The organism is Rothia sp. P100 (assembly GCF_023712425.1).
In the GTDB taxonomy this organism is placed as follows: Bacteria; Actinomycetota; Actinomycetes; order Actinomycetales; family Micrococcaceae; genus Rothia; species Rothia endophytica.
The window spans coordinates 22,831-43,142 of the sequence record NZ_JAMAYG010000003.1; the positions used below are offsets into that span (position 1 = coordinate 22,831).

Sequence of the window (20,312 nt, forward strand, 5' to 3'; positions counted from 1 at the left end):
TAAAAATAATTTTCACACCAAAAACCTTGCAATCTCAAGGAATTTACATCCCGAAGGAGCCAGCTGAGACAACCATCACGGGATTTCAATTTGCGCACCTTTAAGAACCTGCGTAAAGTATTACCTGTTGCTGAGGCAGGTTGATGAAACCAGCTAATGCAAAATGCGCCTGTAGCTCAACGGATAGAGCATCTGACTACGGATCAGAAGGTTGGGGGTTCGAATCCCTTCGGGCGCACATCACAAGCCGGTCTCCTTCGGGAGGCCGGTTTTTTCGTGCCCCATTATTCTATGTACGGTATACAAAGAGACACATGAACGTAGCATTCACCACAAAATAGGGGCCAGCCCCCTGGCCCCCCATAAAATGAGGGAAGACACACGGCCACCTGCCCGGTGACCGCCGCTAAAAACGAGGAGTAAACCGATGACCGTAAACATCACTGTCACCGACGAAAACGGTGAGACCAAAGAGCTCACCTGGGAATCAGACCAGACCATGCTTGAGGCAGTAATCGCTGGCGGTTTCCCCGTGCTGGCAACCTGCGGCGGCAACGCCTCCTGCGCCACCTGCCACGCCTTTATTGACCCCGACCACATTGAGGCGTCCCTCCCCCGCGAAGAAGCGGAAGAAGACCTACTCGATATGATTGACGACGTCGCCAACGAATGCTCGCGTCTCAGCTGCCAAACCCAGTATTCCGAGGGCATGGACGGCGCTCACATCACCCTGCAACCCGGGATGTAGACAGCCTATGATCAGATCCCCCAAAATTGCAGCCCTCGGCAGTCTGGTTGCACTTTTGTTCCTGAGTGCCTGCGGTGCGTCCCAGTCTAACTCCCAGGAACAAGTAGTAAGCCCCAGTAGCCCAGCGTCCTCAACCAGCGCTCCCAGCAGCACCCCAACTGCTACGGTTACGCCCAGCGCCCAGCCCAGCCCCACTGCAACGGCTCCTTCTCCTCAGGTTATTGAAAAAACGCCTGCGCCGGGGTCAGAGGTTACATCTCAACCGGTGCCCACCGGCACCGTGACCACCGTGGAACCCACCCCAGCCTCCACCGGTGAGCCACCACAAGAGGCTAGTGAAGCTCCGCGCCAGGCACCGAGTTCTGCGGCAGGAGTGGCCGTCTGCGACTACGACCAGCTCTACATATCAGCGGCTGTAGCCGAAGGAGTTGGAGCTGCCGGTTCTCGCTACATCACGCTCACCTTCACCAACACTGGCGAGTCTGACTGCACCATGAGTGGCTACCCATCGGTGCACTATGTGGACGCCTCAAACCACCAGATTGGCGCCAGTGCAGCTCAAGCTACTGAATGGTCAGCCTCAGGCACCGTCTTGGGCACTAACCAGAGCGTTAGCGCTACCCTGCGCGAAACCCGAGCGCAGCTCTTCGGTGAAAGTTGCCAAGCCCAGCCTTCGGCAGGGTACTCAGTACAGGCACCCGGAGCTTCACAGGCTCTGGTGCTGAACTTCCCCGCAGAAGCCTGCTCTAACAGCCAGATTTCACAGCTATCGGTGGGTGCGGTAGGGGCAAACCCCTAGACTCAAGCCTGCCACCATGAGTCTTAGCGAAAGGGCGGTAAAGCACTCGTGCTTTACCGCCCTTAGCTCTTTAACCCGGAAAGCTAGATGGTTTCGGTGACGTCCTCAAATTCAAAACGCAAGTTGCGGGGGTAGCTGGGCTCAATGCCGTATCCAAGATTGACGATGAGGAAGGCCTGCTGGTTTTTGTCGGCAAGGAACTCCGTGGTGATAGCTGCTAGGTCGCTACCGGTCATGGGGCCAGCGTCCAGGCCCAGGGCGCGGACGGCGGTAATAAAGTAGCCTGCCTGCAGATGGGCTGAAAGCGCCCCGGTGCCGTCAGCTGCCTCGGGGTTACCTTCAAATATGGGCTGCATATTCGGCGCTGAACGGGGATTGAACTCTCCAAAGCGCTGGAACCAGCTGCGGTCAAAACCGAGGATAGCGGTCACGGGCGCGGCGATGGTTTTTGCCTGGTTAGAATCGACCATGTGGGCAGCCAGGCGCTGGCGGGCTTCTGCTGAACGCACCCAGGTGATGCGCAGGGGCTGGGAGTTGAAAGCGGTGGGGCCCATTTTGGTGAGGTTGTAAATCTCTCGCAGCATCTCATCGGTGACTTCTTGATTGGTGAAGTGAGAGACGGTGCGTGGGGTGATGAAGAGTTCTTCGCGGGCTGAGGCAGATGGCGCCATAACATTCCTTTACCAAGAAAATATTTACGGTTTTGATTTTACACCCGTCCCATCGCTTCGAACCGGTTGCTCGCCACCTGGCATACAAAGGGTGCTTTCTGACCGGGCTGCGGGATAATGGGACAATGACCGCTGATCAACCGCACGAAGCCCTCGCCCACTTCTCTGCCCCCACACGCACCTGGTTTGCCGGGGCGTTTTCAGCGCCAACAGCAGCTCAGGCCGGTGCATGGAAGGCTATTAGTGCAGGTCAGCATGCCCTGATTGTTGCCCCCACGGGTTCAGGTAAAACGCTCTCAGCCTTTCTTTGGGCGCTCGATAGGTTGCACTTTGAAAACGACGCCTGTGCCGAGACCGGCTCTGCTGGCCAGGGCAGCGGGGGCGCGGCGTCTGCACCGGTGGGCGGCACCAGGGTTCTCTACATCTCGCCGCTCAAAGCCCTGGGTGTGGACGTAGAACGGAACCTGCGTGCCCCGCTGATTGGTATTGCTCAAACAGCAAAAAGCTTAGGGGTTCAACCGCCTGAGGTGCGGGTGGGAGTGCGCAGCGGAGACACCCCGCCTAAGGAGCGCCGCGCCCTTATTTCCTCCCCGCCGGACATTCTCATTACAACCCCCGAGTCCCTCTTTTTGATGCTGACCTCCAAGGCACGCTCTACCCTCACCGGGGTACACACCGTCATTATTGATGAGGTGCACGCCGTGGCTGGCACCAAGCGTGGCGCGCACCTGGCGGTGACTTTGGAGAGACTTAATCAGATTCTCCCCGCCCCCGCCCAACGCATTGGGCTCTCTGCCACCGTAGAACCGGTAGAAACCGTCGCTCGTTTCTTGGGCGGTAGCGCACCCGTTGAAGTGGTGCGCCCACCCTCTGAAAAGAAGTGGGAGCTAACTGTCTCGGTGCCGGTGCCCGATATGACCGCGCTAGGCGGCCCTAACGCCGGCGGCTTCGTCAACAACTCTTCAGCCTCGAACACCGCTGGGGCGGCAGGTACAGACACCCCAACCAAACCCAGCTTTGTAGACCAGCTCAACCAACGTACCCAGAAAAGGGTCAGGGACTATGAAGCCGCTATTCCTACCTATGATGACGGGGCTGTACACACCGACTCTCTGGCGCAAGAGTCAGACCCTGCCACCGGTGCGGGTCTAGCGGAAAGCCTGCCCCAGGGCATCACCCTGGCTGACGCCCTGGGCATCAGGCCTGTGACGGGGCCAGCAGTGGGCAAGGGCGCAGGTAGCAGCCCAGCAGAACCGGGTGCCGGTGACGGCTTCTTTGATGACTTCCCCCAGCCCCCTCGCACAGCAGCCAGCCCCTCTCATGATGCCGAGCGGGCACTCTTCGACGCGGTGGGAGTCTTCCCCGGCGAAGAAGAACTAGACACCGATGTTCATTCTGCTGGGCCCAAGCTCACCGACTCTGATTTCACCCAGCCAGCCTCGGGTGCCCTACCTGCCGGTTTTAATATCGAAGAGGTGGAGTCTTCCCCACCGGCTGAGCAGCCGCGGGATAATTCTGGCTACCAGGCATCCATCTGGCCCCATGTTGAAGAGCGCATCGTAGACCTGGTGGAAGCTAACCGCTCAACCATCGTCTTCGCTAACTCCCGCGGACTGGCAGAAAAGCTCACCGCCCGCCTGAACGAAATTTACATCGGACGGTTGGAAGCTCGGGGGCAGCTAGGGGAAGTCACCGGCAATGCCCGCACCGGGGCACTAAACTATACGACCGTCAGCGGCGCCGATTCGGGGTCTGGCTCTGAGCAGACAAACGCTCAGGGTCAGCCTGAATCAGTCTCTGCCATTCTTGCCCGTGCACTGGCTCAAGGTGCTCCCGCCCGATTAGAAACCAATGACTCCCGCCTGGCTGGAGCGTCGCCCTCAGTTCAGCGCCCACCAGCGCAGATGGCGGGGGCTTCGGGCACCGCTACCGGGGCGCCGCCTGTGCTGGCTCGTGCCCACCACGGTTCTGTTTCCAAGGACCAGCGCACCCTGATTGAAGAGGCTCTAAAGTCAGGGCAGCTGCGCTGTGTGGTCGCCACCAGTTCCCTAGAACTGGGCATTGATATGGGCAAGGTTGACCTGGTGGTTCAGGTGGAATCCCCCCACTCGGTGGCATCGGGTCTACAGCGAGTAGGTAGAGCCGGGCACAGCGTGGGTGAAACATCCCGCGGCTACCTCTACCCCAAACACCGTGGCGATTTGCTGAATGCCACCGTCACCGTGCAGCGTATGTTGGGCGGGCACATTGAACCCCTCTCGATTCCCACCAACCCCCTGGATATTCTTGCCCAGCAGACGGTAGCAGCCTGCGCCCTGGGCCCCATCAGCGTTGAGGCCTGGTTTGAGGCACTACGCGCCACCGCTCCCTTCGCTTCCTTGCCCAGAGCTGCCTTTGAGGCGACCCTCGATTTGCTAGCAGGAAAGTACCCCTCGGATGAGTTCGCAGAGCTGCGCCCCCGCGTGGTGTGGGACCGGGATGCCGGCACCATCGAGGGCCGCCCCGGCGCCCAGCGGCTTGCTGTCACCAGCGGCGGCACCATCCCTGACCGTGGCCTCTTCCCGGTCTTCATTGCTGGCGCGGAAGACTCTAAAGCACCCAAGCGCGTGGGTGAGTTAGATGAGGAGATGGTCTATGAATCCCGCGCCGGTGACGTCATCGCCCTGGGTGCCTCATCCTGGCGCATCGAAGATATTAGCCACGACCGAGTGACCGTGACACCTGCCCCCGGCGTCCCCGGCCGCCTACCCTTCTGGCACGGGGATTCGCCCGGCCGCCCCGTGGACCTGGGCCGGGCCCTGGGCACCTTCACCCGCGAGCTAGCCGCCGAAATCAAAACTACCCCGGACGCTGCCAGCACTCGCCTCCGCGAAACCGGGCTGGATGCCTGGGCAGCTGATAACCTCATGGCTTACATCCGTGAACAGGTCGAAGCTGCCGGGGACGTCCCCAGTGAACAGCACCTGGTACTAGAGCGCTTCCGCGATGAGCTGGGCGACTGGCGTGTGGTGCTCCACTCACCCCTGGGTATGCCGGTGCACTCCCCCTGGGCGCTGGCGGTGGGCGTCCGCGCCGAAGAACGCTACGGAGTCAATGCATCAGCTATGGCCGCCGATGACGGCATCGTACTGCGTATTCCCGCAATGGAAGCCGAACCACCCGGCGCTGATCTTTTTCTCTTTGACCCCCAAGAACTTGAAGATCTCGTCACCGAGCGCGTGGGCAACTCAGCTCTTTTTGCCTCCCGTTTCAGGGAAAACGCCGCCCGCGCCCTGTTGCTACCCCGCAAGGACCCGGGCCGGCGCACTCCGCTCTGGCAGCAGCGACAGCGCAGTGCCCAACTATTAGATGTTGCCCGTAAATACCCCAGCTTCCCCCTGCTCCTTGAAACGGCCCGCGAGTGTCTGCAGGACGTCTATGACCTGCCTGCCCTTCTAGACCTGCACCGGTCTATCGAGAGCAAGAAGGTCAAGGTTTCTGAAATTGAGACCGAGAACCCCACCCCCTTTGCCCGTACCCTGCTCTTTGGCTACGTCGCTCAGTTCCTCTACGATGGCGATTCCCCGCTGGCCGAACGCCGCGCCGCTGCCTTGGCACTAGACCCGGCTCTACTAGCAGAACTCCTGGGCAAAGACGAGCTGCGCGAGCTACTGGATGTGGATGTTATCCGCTCCACTGAAGAACGTCTGCAACGCACCGCTGCCGGTTACCGCCTGCGCGGGGTGGAAGGCACCGCTGACCTGCTGAGACTCCTAGGGCCGCTCAGCGCTGAGGATGCCGCCGCCCGTCTGCGCCAGCCAGAGGCGGCCAGCTCCCCGACCCCAGCATCGGAGACAGCATCAGATGACGCATCTGCCGAAAACACCGTCACCCTCGAAACCGCCCGCGGCTTCCTAGAAGATCTCGTGGCAGCCAACCGCGCCTTCCGCTTCCGGCTGCGCGAACGCGAGGTATATGCCGCCGTTGAAGACGCCGCCCGCCTGCGCGACGCTCTGGGTGTGCCCCTGCCCATTGGGGTGCCCCTTGCCTTCTTAGAGCAGGTCGAGAACCCGCTGACCGACCTGGTAGCTCGATATGCGCGCACCCATGCCCCCTTCACCGCCACCCAGGTTGCTCACACCCTGGGGCTGGGGGTCTCTGTTGTGGATAGCGCCCTGCGAGCGCTGGCCGCTGACCGCCGCGTCATCTCCGGTGAGTTCTTACCCGATGAACTACGCGGCGAGCTAGCCTTTGCCCGTACCGGCACCGCCGAAACTTCTGGTAATGAGTGGGTAGATTCAGGGGTGCTGCGCACCCTGCGAGCCCGCTCTCTGGCGGCCTTACGCGCCGATGTGGAACCGGTGACCGGGGATATTTATGCCCGATTCCTGCCCGCCTGGCAGCACGTGGGTGAATGGGAAATCACCGAAACCACCGCTGCACCCGGCACTTTTGGTGCCACCAGTGGGGCGCGCGTGCGTCGCGATGAAAAGGCGATGTTGAGCGGCTACGATGGTCTGCTGACCGTCGTGGACCAACTGGCTGGGGTTCGCCTGCCGGCCTCAGCCCTTGAAGCTCTAGTGTTGCGTGCCCGCATCAGCGACTACACCCCCGCGCTGCTCGATAAAGCCATGAGCGCCGGGGACATCATCTGGAGTGGGGACGGTGCCCTAGCGGGCGACGACGGTTGGATCAGCCTGCACCTAGGCGAAACTGCTGCACTAACCCTACCCACCGAGGCCGAGCGTGCCGAAGCGCTCGCCGCCCTCGACCCGCTGGAGCAGACCGTCTACGCTCTGCTCTCTGGGGGGCTCTTCTTCCACCAGATTCAGGCGCAGCTAACTGCCCTGGCGACGGCCAGCGGGGAAACGCCACCGCCTGACAAGGAGATCTCCGCCGCCCTATGGAACCTGGTCTGGGCAGGTCTTGCTACCAACGACACCTTTGCCCCGGTGCGTGCCATGCTCGCCGGCGGCTCTTCCGCTCATAAGCTGAGCAAGCCTGCTCCCCGCGCTCGCAGCGTGGGAATGCGCCGCGGCGCTTCTCGCCTCTCTGGTGCCCGGTTTGGGGTTGCTACCGGCACTCGGCCTACCGCGGCACCGGCCACTGCCCCGGTGGACGCTGGCCGCTGGTCCCGGCTTGAGACCGAGGACCTTGACTCCACCGTCGCCGCTCACGCTCGCGCTGAACTTCTCATGGACCGTTACGGGGTACTGACCCGTGGAGCGGTAGCGGTAGAGGATGTGCCGGGCGGTTTTGCCGGGATCTACCGGGTACTTTCTGTGGCTGAAGAAAAGGGACTGGCACGGCGCGGTTACTTCATCGAACAGCTGGGGGCAGCCCAGTTCGCAAGCGCCAGCACCGTGGATCGTCTACGCGAATACGACAGGGATGGCGAGGTAACCACCGATACTGATCAGGCTGAGAACTCAGCTTCACCGGTTTACACCCCGGTGCGGCGTACCAAACGTCGCACCGTCCTACTGGCCGCCACTGACCCTGCTAACCCTTACGGCTCCACCCTGGATTGGCCGGCAGCTACCCCCTGGGACTCCGAGCGCACACCGGTCAAACACCGGCCGGGTCGTAAGGCAGGTGCTTGCGTGGTGCTGGTGGACGGTCAGCTGGCTCTCTACCTAGAACGCGGCGCTAAAACGGTGCTGCCCTTCACCGATTCCCCCGCCATCATTGCTGCCGCAGCGCCTCTGCTCGGTGAGCTGGTGCGGGCAGGAGCCGCCGACAAAATTGCTCTTGAGACCGCCGGTGGCATGGATATTCTGGACTCCCCGGCTTCCCTGCCCGGGGCTGAAGCTCCACAGGGAGAGCTGGTCGAGCACCCGGTGATTACCCTGCGCACCGCCCTGCTTGCCGCCGGTTTTTATCCCACCCCCCGAGGGCTTCGCATGCGCCGAGACTAGGGCGCGCGATGGTGCGTTGAGGCGCACCCTAAGAGAGGAAAGGTGTAGCTGTGAAGACTACCGATACCGCCCTGAGCATCCGGGACCTCACCAAGCGTTTTGGGGCAAAAACCGCTGTCAACCAGCTGAATGTTAGCGTTGACCGAGGTGAAATTTTTGGCCTGGTCGGCCCCAATGGTGCTGGCAAGTCGACCACCATGCGCATGCTCGTCGACGCCCTGCGCCCTACGAGCGGCAGCATTCGGGTGCTGGGCCAAAATCCGCGCGATAATACCGCCCTGCGCCGGCACATCGGCTACCTGCCCGAGGAGTTCCTCACGGCCCCCTCCCTCACCGGCAAGGGGCTGCTCAAGCACTTTGCTGCGCTGAACCCCGTGGCTGATTCCGCCTACCACGATTCGCTCATCCGCCGGTTAGGTGCCGAGCTGAACCGCCCCATTTCAAAACTTTCAAAGGGCAACAAGCAAAAAATCGGTTTGATTCAGGCCTTTATGCACCAACCTGACCTGCTCATTTTGGACGAACCTACCAGCGGCCTAGACCCCCTGGTCCAGCAGGTCTTTTTGGAGCTACTCCTCGAAGCGGCTGGTCGCGGGCAGACTGTCTTTCTCTCCTCCCACATTCTCAGCGAAATACAGCATGCCGCCCATCGGGTGGGCGTGGTCAAAGACGGTAGCCTGCTCGCTCTTGCCAGCGTGGCAGAGCTGAGGGACGCCGCTGGTCAGCAAATGCACGCCAGCCTAGAGGGGCTAGTGGCACATCAATTGCGAAGCCAGCTAGCCCGGCAACTCCCGGCGTCCACCCTGACGGCTAGAGAGGAGGGCAACCGCACCCTGGTTCGTGGCACCCTGCGTGATCCGGTGCCGGCCCTCCTTTCCCTGCTGGGCACCTACACCGTGCAAGAACTCAACCTTGAAAAGCCTGATCTCGAAGAAAGCATCCTGTACTACTACCAGGACGGCACCAGCACAGACACACCTGCTGGTTCAGTCACCGCTCACAAAAGGGGTAGCCATGCACTTTGAAATTCTGAGAAATGAAGTGAGCAGCACCTCGCGGGCGCTGTTTCTCTGGTGCCTGGGGGTGCTGGCAGCCGCCAGCCTCTACCTGGGCCTCTACGGGTCTATTGCTGGGCTCGTCAGCGGCCCCAACTCCATGGTCAGCCAGATGCCCGAAGCCCTGACCAAAACGGTTGGCTTCGACGCTATCGTCACCGGTGCCGGCTACGCGCAGAGCACCCTTTACGGTCTCTTAGGTTTTGTGCTCATCACCATCGCCAGCATCAGCTGGGGTTCTAGCGCGGTGGCCGGAGCAGAAGAAAATGGGCGGCTAGAACTCACTCTTGCCCACAGCGTTTCACGCAGCGGCTACTACCTCAATATGCTTCTTGCCCTGCTCATACGCACCGCAGCCATGGCAGCCACCGCAGGCCTTGCCACCTGGGCCTGGAATGTACCCGGTGATCTGAACATCGACCTAGAAAATATAGCGCCTATGGTGCTCGCTTACTGGCTGCTGGGGCTTTCTGCCGGAGCCGCGTCCCTCTCGGTGGGCGCCATGACGGGCTCACGCAAAGCAGCCACCGGCGCGGGTGCCGCCCTGGCCGTCACCGGCTATGTGCTCAACGCCCTGGGCCATCAAAACCCAGACTGGGAGTGGATGCACCGTTTCTCCCCCTACCACTGGGCGTTCGGGAATTCACCCCTCACCCACGGCTTGGACGGGGCCGGTGCTCTTTACTTAGCTCTGCTAGTGGGAGCGGTGATAGTTCTAGGACTGCTAGTTTTCAGGCGTCGTGACCTCACCTAGCGCACCCGGATCGGCCTAAAGGCGAAGAAAGTGCCGAGCCGGCTCTATTAAGCAGTGGGCCCGGCGTTGCACCCCGCGGTCAGGGAGATTCGATGAACATTTGTTCCAGGTGCTCACGTAGTCTGCTGCTTCTGCGTAACCCGCACAGAATTCGCGTACACTACGATGCAGGTGAACGCAGAGCGCGCCAACCGACATCATCAGCACAATAACCATCAAGACTGTCAATAGAACCATCAGTGACCTCCAAGTAGGGGAAGGACCGCAATGTGGGGGACGGCCCGGGAGCGAAATCTCCAGCTGATGTATGACGCTCGTGGGGGGAGATGCGCCGGGATCAACCGAGATTCCGGGGGTGTGGTAGGTAGGCTACCCGCCGCCAGGATGGGCGCGTAGCATGATTGATACTATACACGCATTACCGTGCGGACTAGTATGTTCTTAATGAAATTTACTTTTTTACACCACCCAAGACCCTAACCCCTTGGTGCATACCAGGCTGTTACCTGCAGAGGAGAAACCATGCCAGAGGGCGATACCGTATGGCGTCAGGCACAAGCTCTACACCGGGGACTTTCCGGCAGAATAGCCCACAAAACTGATTTGCGTTTCCCAGATCTTGCCGAGATTGATGGAGCTGGGCAACCCATCCATGGAGCTCTGGCGAGGGGTAAGCACATCCTGCTCCGCATCGGTGAAATCACCCTTCATTCCCATCTCAAAATGGAGGGGATTTGGCACCTCTACGGCACTAACCCGGATGGTAGCAAGGAGAAGTGGCGGCGGCCGGCTGAGCAGGTGCGCGCCCTCATCGAAGCTAATGCCCGCCTGGACGCCTCGGGGCAGGTGCTGGGAGGCAGCACACCGGTTGCTGCCGTAGGATTCGCATTGGGTCTCCTTGAGGTCTACCCCACCGAACAAGAAGCAGGCCGCCTAGCCTATCTCGGCCCTGATCTACTGGGCCCTGACTGGTCCTTAGAGCGCGCCACCACCAACCTGCTGCGGCGTCCCGAACGCACTATCGGTGTTGCCCTCTTAGACCAAAAGAACCTGGCCGGCATTGGCACTATCTACCGCGCAGAAACCCTCTTTCTCGCAGGCGTGGACCCTCGAACCCCGGTGGGGCAGGTCCCCGATCTACCCGGCGTCCTCACCATTGCCCGCCTGATTTTAGAGGCCAACCGCCAACGACCCCACCGCGTCACCCATACCAGTGCCGACCCACTCTGGTGTTATGGCAGGGCCGGCCGCCCCTGCTACCGGTGCGGGGCCTCAATTGTGCGCGAGGACATGTCGGATGCCGGAATCGGCGCCGCCCGCTACACTCCCGGGCACCTGACTCAGCGCACCGAGGACGTTGACCGGATCAGTTACCGTTGCCCCGGCTGCCAAGTCATGGGCTAGAGAGACGTGAATTACACTGGTGTCGTGACTTCTTCAGCTACCCTTCAAGATGCCCTTGCCACCCGTTTCCTACGCTATACCGCTATATCGTCGCAGAGTGATGCCAGCGTAAGCACCGTGCCCACCAGCCAGGGGCAGTGGGATCTGGCCCGCCTGTTAGAGAAGGAGCTTCTCGAAGCCGGTGCCTCTGAGGTACACCTCAGTGATACCTGCGTGCTCACCGCAAAACTACCCAGCAACTTGGCTGCTGGCGCTACAGCCCCAGCCATTGGCTTCTGCACCCACCTAGACACCGTGGACGTCAGCCTCTCCCCCGACGTCAAAGCGAAGATTGTGGACTACAAGGGCGGGGATATCTGCCTCAACTCAGAACTCGATGTCTGGTTGCGTGAAGTAGAGCATCCCGAGATTAGCCGCTACGCCGGGCAGCGCGTCCTGGTTACCGACGGCACCAGCGTGCTGGGTGCAGATACCTGGTATGGGGCTGATGCGAATACTAGCGCTGATAACTGGGAAGTCTGGAAACATTCAGACTTTGGCCGTCCGGGTAATCTCATTGGTGAGAAGGTGCAAAAAGCCAAAAGCGCACCGGTTACCTCTACCAACCCTAAGGGCGTAGGGACTCTGACTGAGAAGAAGTACTGCTACGTCCCGGGCGTGGACCCTCGTTCTTGTCCGGTCAATGCTACTAACGCGGTGGATAAGATTCAGGCCTTGTACACGGCTAATATGGCCACCGGCACTGGTTTTGTCACCTCGTATGCCTATGATGCTGCGGGGCATTTGCTCACTGTCAATACCCCGGGTAGCCCAGAGGGTAAGTATGAGTACACCTATGATGCTCGTGGTAATAAAATCAAGACCGTGCAGAGCACCGGTGACGGGCAGATTATCAGTGAGGCTGATACCTTCAACGCTCAGAACCAAATGACCAGTGATAATTGGGCTTACGATGCTGATAGTAACGTGACGTCAACTGATGCGGTGAACCTCTCGTACAATTCGGTGAATCAGAATGTGGGCCACGACTAATACCTTTGCTGGTATGAGCCAGAAGCAGTTGATTGCTCAACAATCTTCTACTGAGGGTACTTTTGAATAAGCCTCATATTGTCGTATGGATAGCCGTATATATGGTTGTCCATATAACCAGATTTGCGGATATATGGGTTTATGGATTGAGGGCTTTGAGTGTCTGCGAAAGCTCTGTGAATAGGTCTTGATACCCACCTAAGTCTCCGGTGCGGGTATCTGCAAACCAAAAGTTTTGCACCTGCTGCTTGTTGGGCACTTCTGAATCAAAAACCGGTAAGTCCTGGTCTTCGATAGCCTCTTTGATTGCTTCGTAGGTCTTGGTTGCCCGCTTATCCCAATGGCACAAAAATAGGGCTGCGGGGGTATCTCCGGTCGTTCCTAAGGTTCGTACCGCGCGGTTGAAGTCTTCGGGGGCAACGGGGGAAGGAACAATAACAAAATCTGCAAGCTCAATAGCCTCATTGATAACAGCAGGATCACCCGGTGGGGTATCAATGAACACCCATTCTTCAGTTGCTTTAGAAATAACTCGTGAAAGCATCACGCGATTAACAGGTGTAACGGTATAACGGCGAATAGGCTCACCGTTCTCTTCAGCTACTTCCTTCCACTGGGTCGCAGATCCCTGGGGGTCGGCGTCAATAACAAGGGTGCTATGTCCTGCCCGTCCGGCAGCTTCAGCTAAAAGCATTGCAGTTGTGGTCTTGGCTGCTCCGCCTTTAGTGGTGGCAATAGTGACAATCATGGTTCACCTTTCGATATGGCGATATGGTTCAAAATTTTTTTCAACGGTCGACCATTAGCCCCAGTTATTGCTTTGCTCTAACTCAAGAGGCGCTTAGACCTTACACTGAATACAACACTCCCACTATCCATGACGAGCACGCCGACCTGATCATCAAACACCTGGCCTCCGTTGATCCGGATCCGGCCATTATCGACGCCGCACTGGCTCGGGCGGGCGGCTTCCGTGTGATCTCCGCTGATCTGCACTCCGACCACTCCGGATAACGACTGTTCGGAGCGCTGGCCGATCGGTGGAAGACCGGTGGAAGACCGGTTGAGGCCGGGCACCCCCGGGGTGCCCGGCCCATCTCGGTTCAGAATTCGGCTGCCTCTCACATGAGCATCATGAGCAGGAGGAAGACCAGGAAACCGGCGGCGGCCATGGCGATGGTGCCGGTGCTCTCCTTGATTTCGTAGGCCTCGACCAGTAGCTCGGCGACGGCGGTGAACAGCAGCGCCGCAGCTCCGAAGGCCAGCCCTGCAACCAGCACCGGGGCGGAGACGCGGGGTTCCGGCAACCCCGGAACGGACCTTCCAATCAAGCGGGTTGACCCCGGCCGCGTAGACCTTGACCCCGAGTTCTCCCGGGGCCGGCTGGGGGGTGTTGCGGGTGATCAGTTCCTGGTTGTCCGGGCCGCCGTACTCGTTGAACACGTATACCTTCGACATCGTGTGCTTCCTCTCCTCGTGAATTTCTTTCCTGTGGTCACGGCCGTTCGCGGCCTTGCCTGTCACGGTAGGAAGATAATCACCGCGAGACCATGACGTGGATCAAAGAGTGAAAGAAGTGAGCACGAAGGACCCCACCGACATTTGAACTACTCCAACTTCTGGGGAGCAGTTCATCATGACCACTCCCATCCTCAAGCACACCACCGTGTCCACGTCGGGGTTTTTCTGCCCGAGCTGCCTGGCCACCGCCCAGACCGCACTCAATGACCTGGACGCGGTGGCCTCCGTCGAAGTGGTAGTACCGCCCGGCCATCTCGTGGTGTCCCATGACCTACAACAGGTGTCTGTGGACGAGCTGCTCATCAAGGTCGTCACCGACATCACCTCCACTGCCCACTCCTCAGGCAGCGAGTGGTGAGGGCGCGCGGCTGTCGGTTGTGTCGGAGGCTTTTGTTTCTCCGCTTCCGCGGTCATTGCTCTCCGGGCCTGATAGCATGGGGCTTATGGCCCGCAATCCCGTCCGTCACACCTGTGCTCAGCCGCATCAGTGCTCCCTGGACGTGCGCATGCAGGTCCTGGCCCGTTCTCCGCTGACCAAGGAGCTGAACCCACTACAGCACAGGGAGCTTGACCAGCATCTGACCTCCTGGGCCTGGGCTGCGGGTGATCCCATCCTTCTAGCCGGCGAGCAGGCTCAGGGCAGCTATATGGTCGCCTCCGGTCGGGCTCGGATCACACGGGACACCATCGATGGCCGCGAAATCACCGTCGACATCGCCGCCCCCGGGGATGTCATCGGCCCACTGCACACCCATAGCTCCCCAGCCACCGACTCGGCCTGGGCGATCGAGACCACCTGCGCGCTCTACCTGCCCGCCGAGGCCCTGGCCGAGGTCGTGGACGCCTACCCGCAACTGGCGTTGGCGATCATTCGGATGCAGCAGGACCAATTGGTCCGGTCCCGGGAACGCGAGACCGCACAGACCACCTCGACTGTCGAGCAGCGCGTGGCCGCCGCCCTCCAACACCTGGACGCCAAGCTCGGGCAAGTCCGACAAGACGGATCCAGCCTGCTGCAGGTCCGCCTGCGCCGCGACGACGTGGCCGGCATGGCCGGCACCACCGTCGAGTCCGCCTCCCGGGCAATGGCGCGGATGAAGAAAACCGGTGTCATCGACTCCGGCCGCGAATGGATCGCCATTACCAACCACCAGGCCCTGGCCGACCTGGTCGCCGCCCTCTAAAACGCCCACATCCCTCTCTCTTTTCCAGGACAATTTCCTGGTAGGAGAGATTTGTCGTTGTTTGATCCAGGTCAAGGAATTAACCCGGAAAGGACCGTATCTTTAAAGGTGCAAGCACAGGAACATGACGATAAAAGATGAAAGGACCTGGTTAAGATGACCGACCCGGCCACGCTGAAGAACACCACCTTGCGCTCTGATGAGTTCACCTGTCCGAGCTGTGTCGCCAAGATCGAAAACAAGCTGAATGGTTTGGACGGCGTGGAGAATGCGGAGGTGAAGTTCTCCTCCGGACGCATCCTGGTCACCCACGACCCACAGAAGGTCTCCGTACGTGACCTGGTTACCGCGGTAGCCGAGGTCGGTTACACCGCCAAGCCGTCGGCGATCTGACGCACTTCCGACCCCACAAGCCCGCCCGCACCAGAAAGTGCCGGCGGGCCATCTGTGCCCCCGGGCTACGAGCACCACAGTCTTTTTGCAATCCAGATCTCACTTTGCGGGTACTTGATGCGGATCAAGGTACTTTCTCCGGATTGTTCATAACTTAATGAGTGCCACAGAAAACACCTGATCTTCATCATGAAAGGACACCACCATGGCCGAAGTGACCTTTGCCAGTCTCCACGAGAAGATGAAATTCCTGCTCAAGGACCACGGGGTCGAGAACTTCGACGAGTCGGATCTGGACCTCGAATCCGTCTCCTCACTGCACGCCAAGGCGAACGCGTTATGCGCCGCCCACGGCGGTGACCCCTCCCGCATGGCGAACGATACCCTCGCCCAGTTACACCCGAAGCTGGACTTCCTGATGAAGGGGCACGGCGTGGACACCGACACTGCCCGCCTGGACTTGAGCACACTGGAGGCTGTGGATGCCAAGGTCAACGCCATTGTCAACGCCTACGATCATTAGCGACTGGACCATCTTTCCGAAGTGGGAGCCGCGCTGTCCTCATGCCCACACCGACCCGTGAACGACAGGGACCGAATCTTCTCGCAAGAACTCGAGCCCTGAATACAGGCGACATCCAGGGTGCCATACGCAACGGTTACTCCCGCCTATCACAGTGTGGCGGCGTTGTGCCGCGTGAGCCGTCCTGCGGGCCAGGATGACACTATCACCTAGGACATCTCAAGGAGACCCGTGACGCCTACCAGCGACGCGTAGATGACGACCTCGCCCTGTTCCCCTCCCTTGCGGCGCCCGACCCACACGGCCGCCACCCGATCCGGGAATGGCTGAGCACTCACACCGGCCCTCTCATGGACGCCGGCTGTACCGCCAAACCCTCGGCCTACTAAACACCCCCTATCCGAGTACCCGGGAAAGGAGCATGATCGACACCACGTCATCTCCACGCTAGGAACCCACCAGCACCGTGCGGTGCTGGTGGGTTTCTGGTGTTGACAGGCCACGTGGCATGCTCTTCTGCTCCACCTCGTCAGGTCGGAGGTGTGTGGGTAGTTGATCCAGGTCAAGGAAGTTTCTCCGGAATTGTCCTAACTTAATGAGTGTCACAAGAAAAAGACCCTCAAAAAGTAAAGGACACCCATCATGAAGACCTGGAAAACCTGGGGCGTGGTCGCCGTCTCAGGCCTGCTGATTATCCTGTCCTGGCTCACCCCCGCTGGGTGGCTGTCAGACGGATTCATGATCGCCGCCGCGGTGGTCGCCGGCTGGCAGATCGCCGTCTCCGCCGTCCAGGCCCTGCGAATTAAGATGATCTCGATTGACCTGCTGGTCATCGTCGCCGCCATCGGCGCGCTGTTCATCAACAACTACTGGGAATCCGCCGCCGTCACCTTCCTCTTCGCCCTGGGCAAGGCCCTGGAGAAGGCCACGATGAACCACACCCGCAAGGCACTGTCGGACCTGGTGGACGCTGCCCCCGAGACCGCCACCGTGCTGCGCGACGGTGAGCCCGAAACCGTTGAGATCTGGGAACTGACCCCCGGTGACGTCGTGCTCGTGAAAAACGGCGAGCAGATCCCCGTCGATGGACGCGTGCTCTCCGGTCACGGCGGGGTCGACGAGGCCACCATCACCGGGGAATCCGTGCCCGCCGAGAAGGCCCAAGCCTCGGAGGTCTTCGCCGGTACTTGGCTGCGCTCCGGGGTGCTGCGCATCGAGGCGATCGGCATCGGCTCGGACTCCACACTGGCCAAGATCATCCACCGCGTCGAAGACGCCCAGGACGACAAGGCAAAAACCCAGACGTTCCTGGAGAAATTCTCGAAGTACTACACCCCCGGCGTCATGATCGCCGCCCTGGCCGTCGGCCTGATCACCCTGAACGTTGAACTGGCCCTGACCCTGCTGGTCATCGCCTGCCCGGGTGCCCTGGTCATCTCGATCCCGGTCTCGATCGTCGCCGGTATCGGACGCTCCGCCAAGGACGGGGTGCTCATCAAGGGTGGCGAATACCTGGAGACCTCCGCGAAGGTCGACACCGTAGTCGTCGACAAGACCGGCACCCTGACCAACGGCCGCCCCGAGCTGACCAACGTCGACGTCCTCGACCCCGCCTACTCGGACGATGAGGTGCTCACCCTGGCCGCCCGTGCCGAAACCGCCTCCGAGCACCCCCTGGCCGAGGCCATCGTCCGCGGCGCGGAGAACAAGGGACTGACCATCGACATGGTCGAGAAAGCCAAACCGGTCACCGGCAAGGGCATCATCGCCCACGTCGACGACCACACCGTCGCTGTCGGTGCCGGCGACCTGCTCGACCACACCCCGGATACCACCCGCATCCTCGAACTCAATGATCAGGGCAAGACCGCCATGTACGTCGGCGTCAACGGACGAGCCATCGGCATCGTCGCCGTCGCGGACACCATCCGTGACGACGCCCCGGCCGCTATCCGGTCGCTGCATGACAAGGGCGTGCGCGTGATCATGGCCACCGGTGACGCGCAGCGGGTGGCCCGCAACATCGCCGCCGAACTCGGGGTCGACGAGGTCCGGGCCGAACTCATGCCTGAGGACAAGCTCGAGATCGTGCGTGAACTCCAGGCCCAGGGCCGCACCGTGGCCATGATCGGCGACGGCGTCAACGACACCCCCGCACTTACTCAGGCCGACATCGGCGTGGCCATGGGGGCCGCTGGCTCACCCGCCGCCATCGAGACCGCCGATATCGCTCTGATGGCCGACAAGCTGCCGCGTCTGCCCTATGCCCTGGGTCTGGCCCAGCGCACGGTGCGCACCATGCGGGTCAACATCGCCATCGCCCTGGCCACCGTGGCGGTCCTGCTGGCCGGTGTGCTGCTTGGCGGGGTGACGATGTCGATTGGCATGCTCGTCCACGAAGCCAGCGTCCTTATCGTCATCGCGATTGCGATGCTCCTGCTGCGCCCCACCCTCAAGGAGGGCAACGTGGAAGAGGTATCCGCCACCGATGCCGCGAAGGAGGCGCTGATCGCCTAACACCACCCCCAAGCCAGCCCCGCCGGTTTTCCTCCAGGTCTTCCCCTTTCCGTATGGGCAAGGAACTTGTGCGTGGTCTTGACCGGTGGTGTTTATGGTTGGAGGACGCAGATCCTTCTGATATTTCTAAAAGCCCGTTCTTACGTCAGCGTGTAGAAGCTAACCGCGAGTGGCGAACAGCCCAAAAACCTACTGGTGATGCTTATAAACTCAAAGATACTCCACATCTGATGCGTCCTAATAAAGAACGTCCTTTGGTGGATTATGTAGGTATTCCCCGTGTTGTGTCGGAAGCTCGCTCTTATTACACAGTGGCTCATCTAGGGGCGGACGTGGTCGCCGGAGACAAGGTATATACCGCAATTGACACTGATGGTTTACTTTTTGCCTTGATTAGTTCCAGTATGTTTATTGCTTGGCAAAAAGCTATTGGTGGGCGCCTGAAATCTGATTTGAACTTCTCCAATACCATTGTCTGGAACAACTTCCCTGTCCCCGAGCTTGATGAGAAGCAGCAAAAAGCTATCATTGCAGCAGGTAAAAAGGTACTAGAAGCACGCGTGCTTCACCCGGACCGGTCACTTGCTGATTATTACAACCCACTGGCTATGTCACCGGAACTTCTCAAAGCACACGCTGCGCTAGATAAGGTGGTGGACCAAGCCTTCGGCGCTCCACGTAGGCTCAACACAGAGGCTCAGCGTCTCGAGCTTCTGTTCAAGAGATACCAAGAACTAACCCGTTAACCGTAAGAGAGGGTGCCAAGGCAGCTGTCTTGGCACCCTCTTTTAGGGTTTGCGTTCAACCCTCACTCAACTGCACCGAGCTAATGCAGATACGAAACTAGAGCTTCACACCCCTCTGCCACAATTAGGTGCAACTAGACCTTTCTGGTGAACGAGAAGCCTCCTTATCAATAGGGGTGCATCACCCCTAGAGGATGTCAGATAATCCTGGTGCCTGCACCCTCTCAATCACGAAGCCGACCCATTTATAATATGTGCACTTACTATATTTGTGGTAGACCTTTCTCAAGGAAGGCTAATTAATCTTGACTCGCACTAACTCATTCCAATGAGTAGTCCCCCGCAAAGAGAGCATATCCCGGCGCATCTCCCAATCAGCCGGAGCCGCAAAACCAGCTAACCCCAACCCCAAAGAACCTGCCCCGCATTTCTCCTGCACCTGACTCATGAGCCCGGCAATATCCCGCCGCTCATGCACATACCCCAAATCCTCCAGAGGAATATGCACCCCGGCTGGCACCAAATCCGAAAGCATAACCCCAGCGCGCACATAAGACACAGACCCAAAATCAACCTTCTCCAAAAGCTCCAGAGCTGCACGCGTAAGAATCATCGGATCCGCCGTCTTACCTGGCAGCTTGACTTGAACCGCAGGGTGATGGGACTGCCCCGAAGAAAAAGGGCTCGTGCCACAAAAGGCAGTCAACAGTCCCGCTAACTGCCCTCCTCTACCAAGTCGCACTGCTGCTCTTTGGGCATAGATACTCAAAACCTGCTGCATCTGTCGCCGCGTCTCAACAGGGGTAGAAAATGCCCGCGAGTAAATCAGCTGTTCCTTGAAAATACGCTCTTGCTCTAAGGGGATAGCACTAACCCCGTTGAGTTCTAGCACGGTTCGCATGAGGACAACGCTGAACTTCTTGCGAATGATGTGCGGGGGCGCTACCGCTAGCTCCCCTATAGTGCTGATGCACATTTTCTCTAATTTGGCGGTAGTTCGTGCCCCGACTCCCCAGATCTCGGCGGCGGGAAGGTTAGAAAAAAGAGCGTCCCGGCGTTCCTTGGGTA

General features: G+C 59.9%; 18 protein-coding genes and 1 tRNA gene. 15 read left to right on the forward strand and 4 right to left on the reverse strand.

From position 1 onward, the window contains the following. Nucleotides 1-165: 165 nt before the first annotated feature. The 3 genes from M3668_RS07350 to M3668_RS07360 all read left to right on the forward strand — a co-directional run bounded on the left by M3668_RS07350 (nucleotide 166) and on the right by M3668_RS07360 (nucleotide 1,547). Nucleotides 166-238, forward strand: a tRNA-Arg gene (locus M3668_RS07350). A 189-nt stretch (nucleotides 239-427) separates the two neighbouring features. Beyond that, entirely contained in the window at nucleotides 428-748 is a 321-nt protein-coding gene (locus M3668_RS07355) for a 2Fe-2S iron-sulfur cluster-binding protein (protein ID WP_251380205.1), read from the forward strand. A gap of 7 nt (nucleotides 749-755) precedes the next feature. Next, entirely contained in the window at nucleotides 756-1,547 is a 792-nt protein-coding gene (locus M3668_RS07360; RefSeq protein ID WP_251380206.1) for a DUF4232 domain-containing protein, read from the forward strand. Between the two features lie 83 nt (nucleotides 1,548-1,630). Here M3668_RS07360 and M3668_RS07365 read toward each other — a convergent pair whose 3' ends face one another. Beyond that, nucleotides 1,631-2,218: a malonic semialdehyde reductase gene (locus tag M3668_RS07365; RefSeq protein WP_251380207.1), complete on the reverse strand. Its 588-nt coding sequence runs from the start codon at nucleotides 2,216-2,218 to the stop codon at nucleotides 1,631-1,633. Nucleotides 2,219-2,343: 125 nt separating this feature from the next. Here M3668_RS07365 and M3668_RS07370 point away from each other — a divergent pair, with 125 nt between their 5' ends. The 5 genes from M3668_RS07370 to M3668_RS11140 all read left to right on the forward strand — a co-directional run bounded on the left by M3668_RS07370 (nucleotide 2,344) and on the right by M3668_RS11140 (nucleotide 12,360). Further along, a complete protein-coding gene (locus M3668_RS07370) occupies nucleotides 2,344-8,115 on the forward strand; it encodes an Lhr family helicase (protein ID WP_251380208.1) in 5,772 nt (1,923 codons plus the stop codon). 50 nt (nucleotides 8,116-8,165) lie between these two features. Then, nucleotides 8,166-9,140: an ABC transporter ATP-binding protein gene (locus M3668_RS07375; RefSeq protein ID WP_251380209.1), complete on the forward strand. Its 975-nt coding sequence runs from the start codon at nucleotides 8,166-8,168 to the stop codon at nucleotides 9,138-9,140. Continuing rightward, nucleotides 9,130-9,924 (forward strand): ABC transporter permease subunit, encoded by a 795-nt coding sequence (locus M3668_RS07380; RefSeq protein WP_251380210.1) that lies wholly within the window; start codon nucleotides 9,130-9,132, stop codon nucleotides 9,922-9,924. Before M3668_RS07375 ends, M3668_RS07380 begins: the two co-directional genes overlap by 11 nt. A gap of 522 nt (nucleotides 9,925-10,446) precedes the next feature. Next, the gene (locus tag M3668_RS07385) at nucleotides 10,447-11,328 is read left to right on the forward strand and encodes a DNA-formamidopyrimidine glycosylase family protein (protein ID WP_251380211.1); all 882 of its coding nucleotides are present in this window, start codon (nucleotides 10,447-10,449) and stop codon (nucleotides 11,326-11,328) included. Nucleotides 11,329-11,352: 24 nt separating this feature from the next. Continuing rightward, entirely contained in the window at nucleotides 11,353-12,360 is a 1,008-nt protein-coding gene (locus M3668_RS11140) for a zinc-binding metallopeptidase family protein (protein ID WP_251380212.1), read from the forward strand. Between the two features lie 139 nt (nucleotides 12,361-12,499). Here the strand turns inward: M3668_RS11140 and M3668_RS07395 are convergent, their stop codons facing one another. Continuing rightward, a complete protein-coding gene (locus M3668_RS07395; RefSeq protein WP_251380213.1) occupies nucleotides 12,500-13,108 on the reverse strand; it encodes a nucleotide-binding protein in 609 nt (202 codons plus the stop codon). A 23-nt stretch (nucleotides 13,109-13,131) separates the two neighbouring features. Here M3668_RS07395 and M3668_RS07400 point away from each other — a divergent pair, with 23 nt between their 5' ends. Then, on the forward strand, nucleotides 13,132-13,374 hold the full coding sequence (locus M3668_RS07400; protein WP_251380214.1) for a hypothetical protein: 243 nt from the start codon (nucleotides 13,132-13,134) through the stop codon (nucleotides 13,372-13,374). A 107-nt stretch (nucleotides 13,375-13,481) separates the two neighbouring features. Here the strand turns inward: M3668_RS07400 and M3668_RS07405 are convergent, their stop codons facing one another. Then, nucleotides 13,482-13,691 carry a hypothetical protein gene (locus tag M3668_RS07405; RefSeq protein ID WP_251380215.1) on the reverse strand — a complete coding sequence of 70 codons (210 nt, stop codon included), beginning with the start codon at nucleotides 13,689-13,691 and terminating at the stop codon, nucleotides 13,482-13,484. Nucleotides 13,692-13,996: 305 nt separating this feature from the next. Here M3668_RS07405 and M3668_RS07410 point away from each other — a divergent pair, with 305 nt between their 5' ends. The 6 genes from M3668_RS07410 (at nucleotide 13,997) to M3668_RS07435 (ending at nucleotide 19,244) form a co-directional block, all read left to right on the forward strand. Then, nucleotides 13,997-14,239 carry a heavy-metal-associated domain-containing protein gene (locus M3668_RS07410; RefSeq protein WP_251380216.1) on the forward strand — a complete coding sequence of 81 codons (243 nt, stop codon included), beginning with the start codon at nucleotides 13,997-13,999 and terminating at the stop codon, nucleotides 14,237-14,239. 85 nt (nucleotides 14,240-14,324) lie between these two features. Then, entirely contained in the window at nucleotides 14,325-15,065 is a 741-nt protein-coding gene (locus M3668_RS07415; protein ID WP_251380217.1) for a Crp/Fnr family transcriptional regulator, read from the forward strand. A gap of 156 nt (nucleotides 15,066-15,221) precedes the next feature. Continuing rightward, nucleotides 15,222-15,458, forward strand: a complete 237-nt coding sequence (locus M3668_RS07420) for a heavy-metal-associated domain-containing protein (RefSeq protein ID WP_251380218.1) — start codon at nucleotides 15,222-15,224, stop codon at nucleotides 15,456-15,458. A gap of 205 nt (nucleotides 15,459-15,663) precedes the next feature. After that, nucleotides 15,664-15,981: a hypothetical protein gene (locus M3668_RS07425; RefSeq protein WP_251380219.1), complete on the forward strand. Its 318-nt coding sequence runs from the start codon at nucleotides 15,664-15,666 to the stop codon at nucleotides 15,979-15,981. Between the two features lie 642 nt (nucleotides 15,982-16,623). Beyond that, on the forward strand, nucleotides 16,624-18,498 hold the full coding sequence (locus tag M3668_RS07430; protein WP_251380220.1) for a heavy metal translocating P-type ATPase: 1,875 nt from the start codon (nucleotides 16,624-16,626) through the stop codon (nucleotides 18,496-18,498). Between the two features lie 53 nt (nucleotides 18,499-18,551). Next, nucleotides 18,552-19,244 (forward strand): type IIL restriction-modification enzyme MmeI, encoded by a 693-nt coding sequence (locus tag M3668_RS07435; RefSeq protein WP_285835817.1) that lies wholly within the window; start codon nucleotides 18,552-18,554, stop codon nucleotides 19,242-19,244. Nucleotides 19,245-19,539: 295 nt separating this feature from the next. On the opposite strand, the gene M3668_RS07440 is transcribed toward M3668_RS07435, so the two are convergent. Further along, nucleotides 19,540-20,220, reverse strand: coding sequence for a DinB/UmuC family translesion DNA polymerase (locus M3668_RS07440; protein ID WP_251380222.1), 681 nt, complete (start codon nucleotides 20,218-20,220; stop codon nucleotides 19,540-19,542). Between the last annotated feature and the right edge of the window lie 92 nt (nucleotides 20,221-20,312).

What these genes read in the sequence shown, in the direction of transcription:
- M3668_RS07355 (WP_251380205.1), top strand. Translation starts at nt 428, where the DNA reads ATGACCGTAAACATCACTGTCACCGACGAAAACGGTGAGACCAAAGAG.
- M3668_RS07360 (WP_251380206.1), top strand. Translation starts at nt 756, where the DNA reads ATGATCAGATCCCCCAAAATTGCAGCCCTCGGCAGTCTGGTTGCACTT.
- M3668_RS07365 (WP_251380207.1), bottom strand. Translation starts at nt 2,218, where the DNA reads ATGGCGCCATCTGCCTCAGCCCGCGAAGAACTCTTCATCACCCCACGC.
- M3668_RS07370 (WP_251380208.1), top strand. Translation starts at nt 2,344, where the DNA reads ATGACCGCTGATCAACCGCACGAAGCCCTCGCCCACTTCTCTGCCCCC.
- M3668_RS07380 (WP_251380210.1), top strand. Translation starts at nt 9,130, where the DNA reads ATGCACTTTGAAATTCTGAGAAATGAAGTGAGCAGCACCTCGCGGGCG.
- M3668_RS07385 (WP_251380211.1), top strand. Translation starts at nt 10,447, where the DNA reads ATGCCAGAGGGCGATACCGTATGGCGTCAGGCACAAGCTCTACACCGG.
- M3668_RS07395 (WP_251380213.1), bottom strand. Translation starts at nt 13,108, where the DNA reads ATGATTGTCACTATTGCCACCACTAAAGGCGGAGCAGCCAAGACCACA.
- M3668_RS07400 (WP_251380214.1), top strand. Translation starts at nt 13,132, where the DNA reads ATGGTTCAAAATTTTTTTCAACGGTCGACCATTAGCCCCAGTTATTGC.
- M3668_RS07410 (WP_251380216.1), top strand. Translation starts at nt 13,997, where the DNA reads ATGACCACTCCCATCCTCAAGCACACCACCGTGTCCACGTCGGGGTTT.
- M3668_RS07415 (WP_251380217.1), top strand. Translation starts at nt 14,325, where the DNA reads ATGGCCCGCAATCCCGTCCGTCACACCTGTGCTCAGCCGCATCAGTGC.
- M3668_RS07420 (WP_251380218.1), top strand. Translation starts at nt 15,222, where the DNA reads ATGACCGACCCGGCCACGCTGAAGAACACCACCTTGCGCTCTGATGAG.
- M3668_RS07425 (WP_251380219.1), top strand. Translation starts at nt 15,664, where the DNA reads ATGGCCGAAGTGACCTTTGCCAGTCTCCACGAGAAGATGAAATTCCTG.
- M3668_RS07430 (WP_251380220.1), top strand. Translation starts at nt 16,624, where the DNA reads ATGAAGACCTGGAAAACCTGGGGCGTGGTCGCCGTCTCAGGCCTGCTG.
- M3668_RS07435 (WP_285835817.1), top strand. Translation starts at nt 18,552, where the DNA reads ATGGGCAAGGAACTTGTGCGTGGTCTTGACCGGTGGTGTTTATGGTTG.
- M3668_RS07440 (WP_251380222.1), bottom strand. Translation starts at nt 20,220, where the DNA reads ATGTGCATCAGCACTATAGGGGAGCTAGCGGTAGCGCCCCCGCACATC.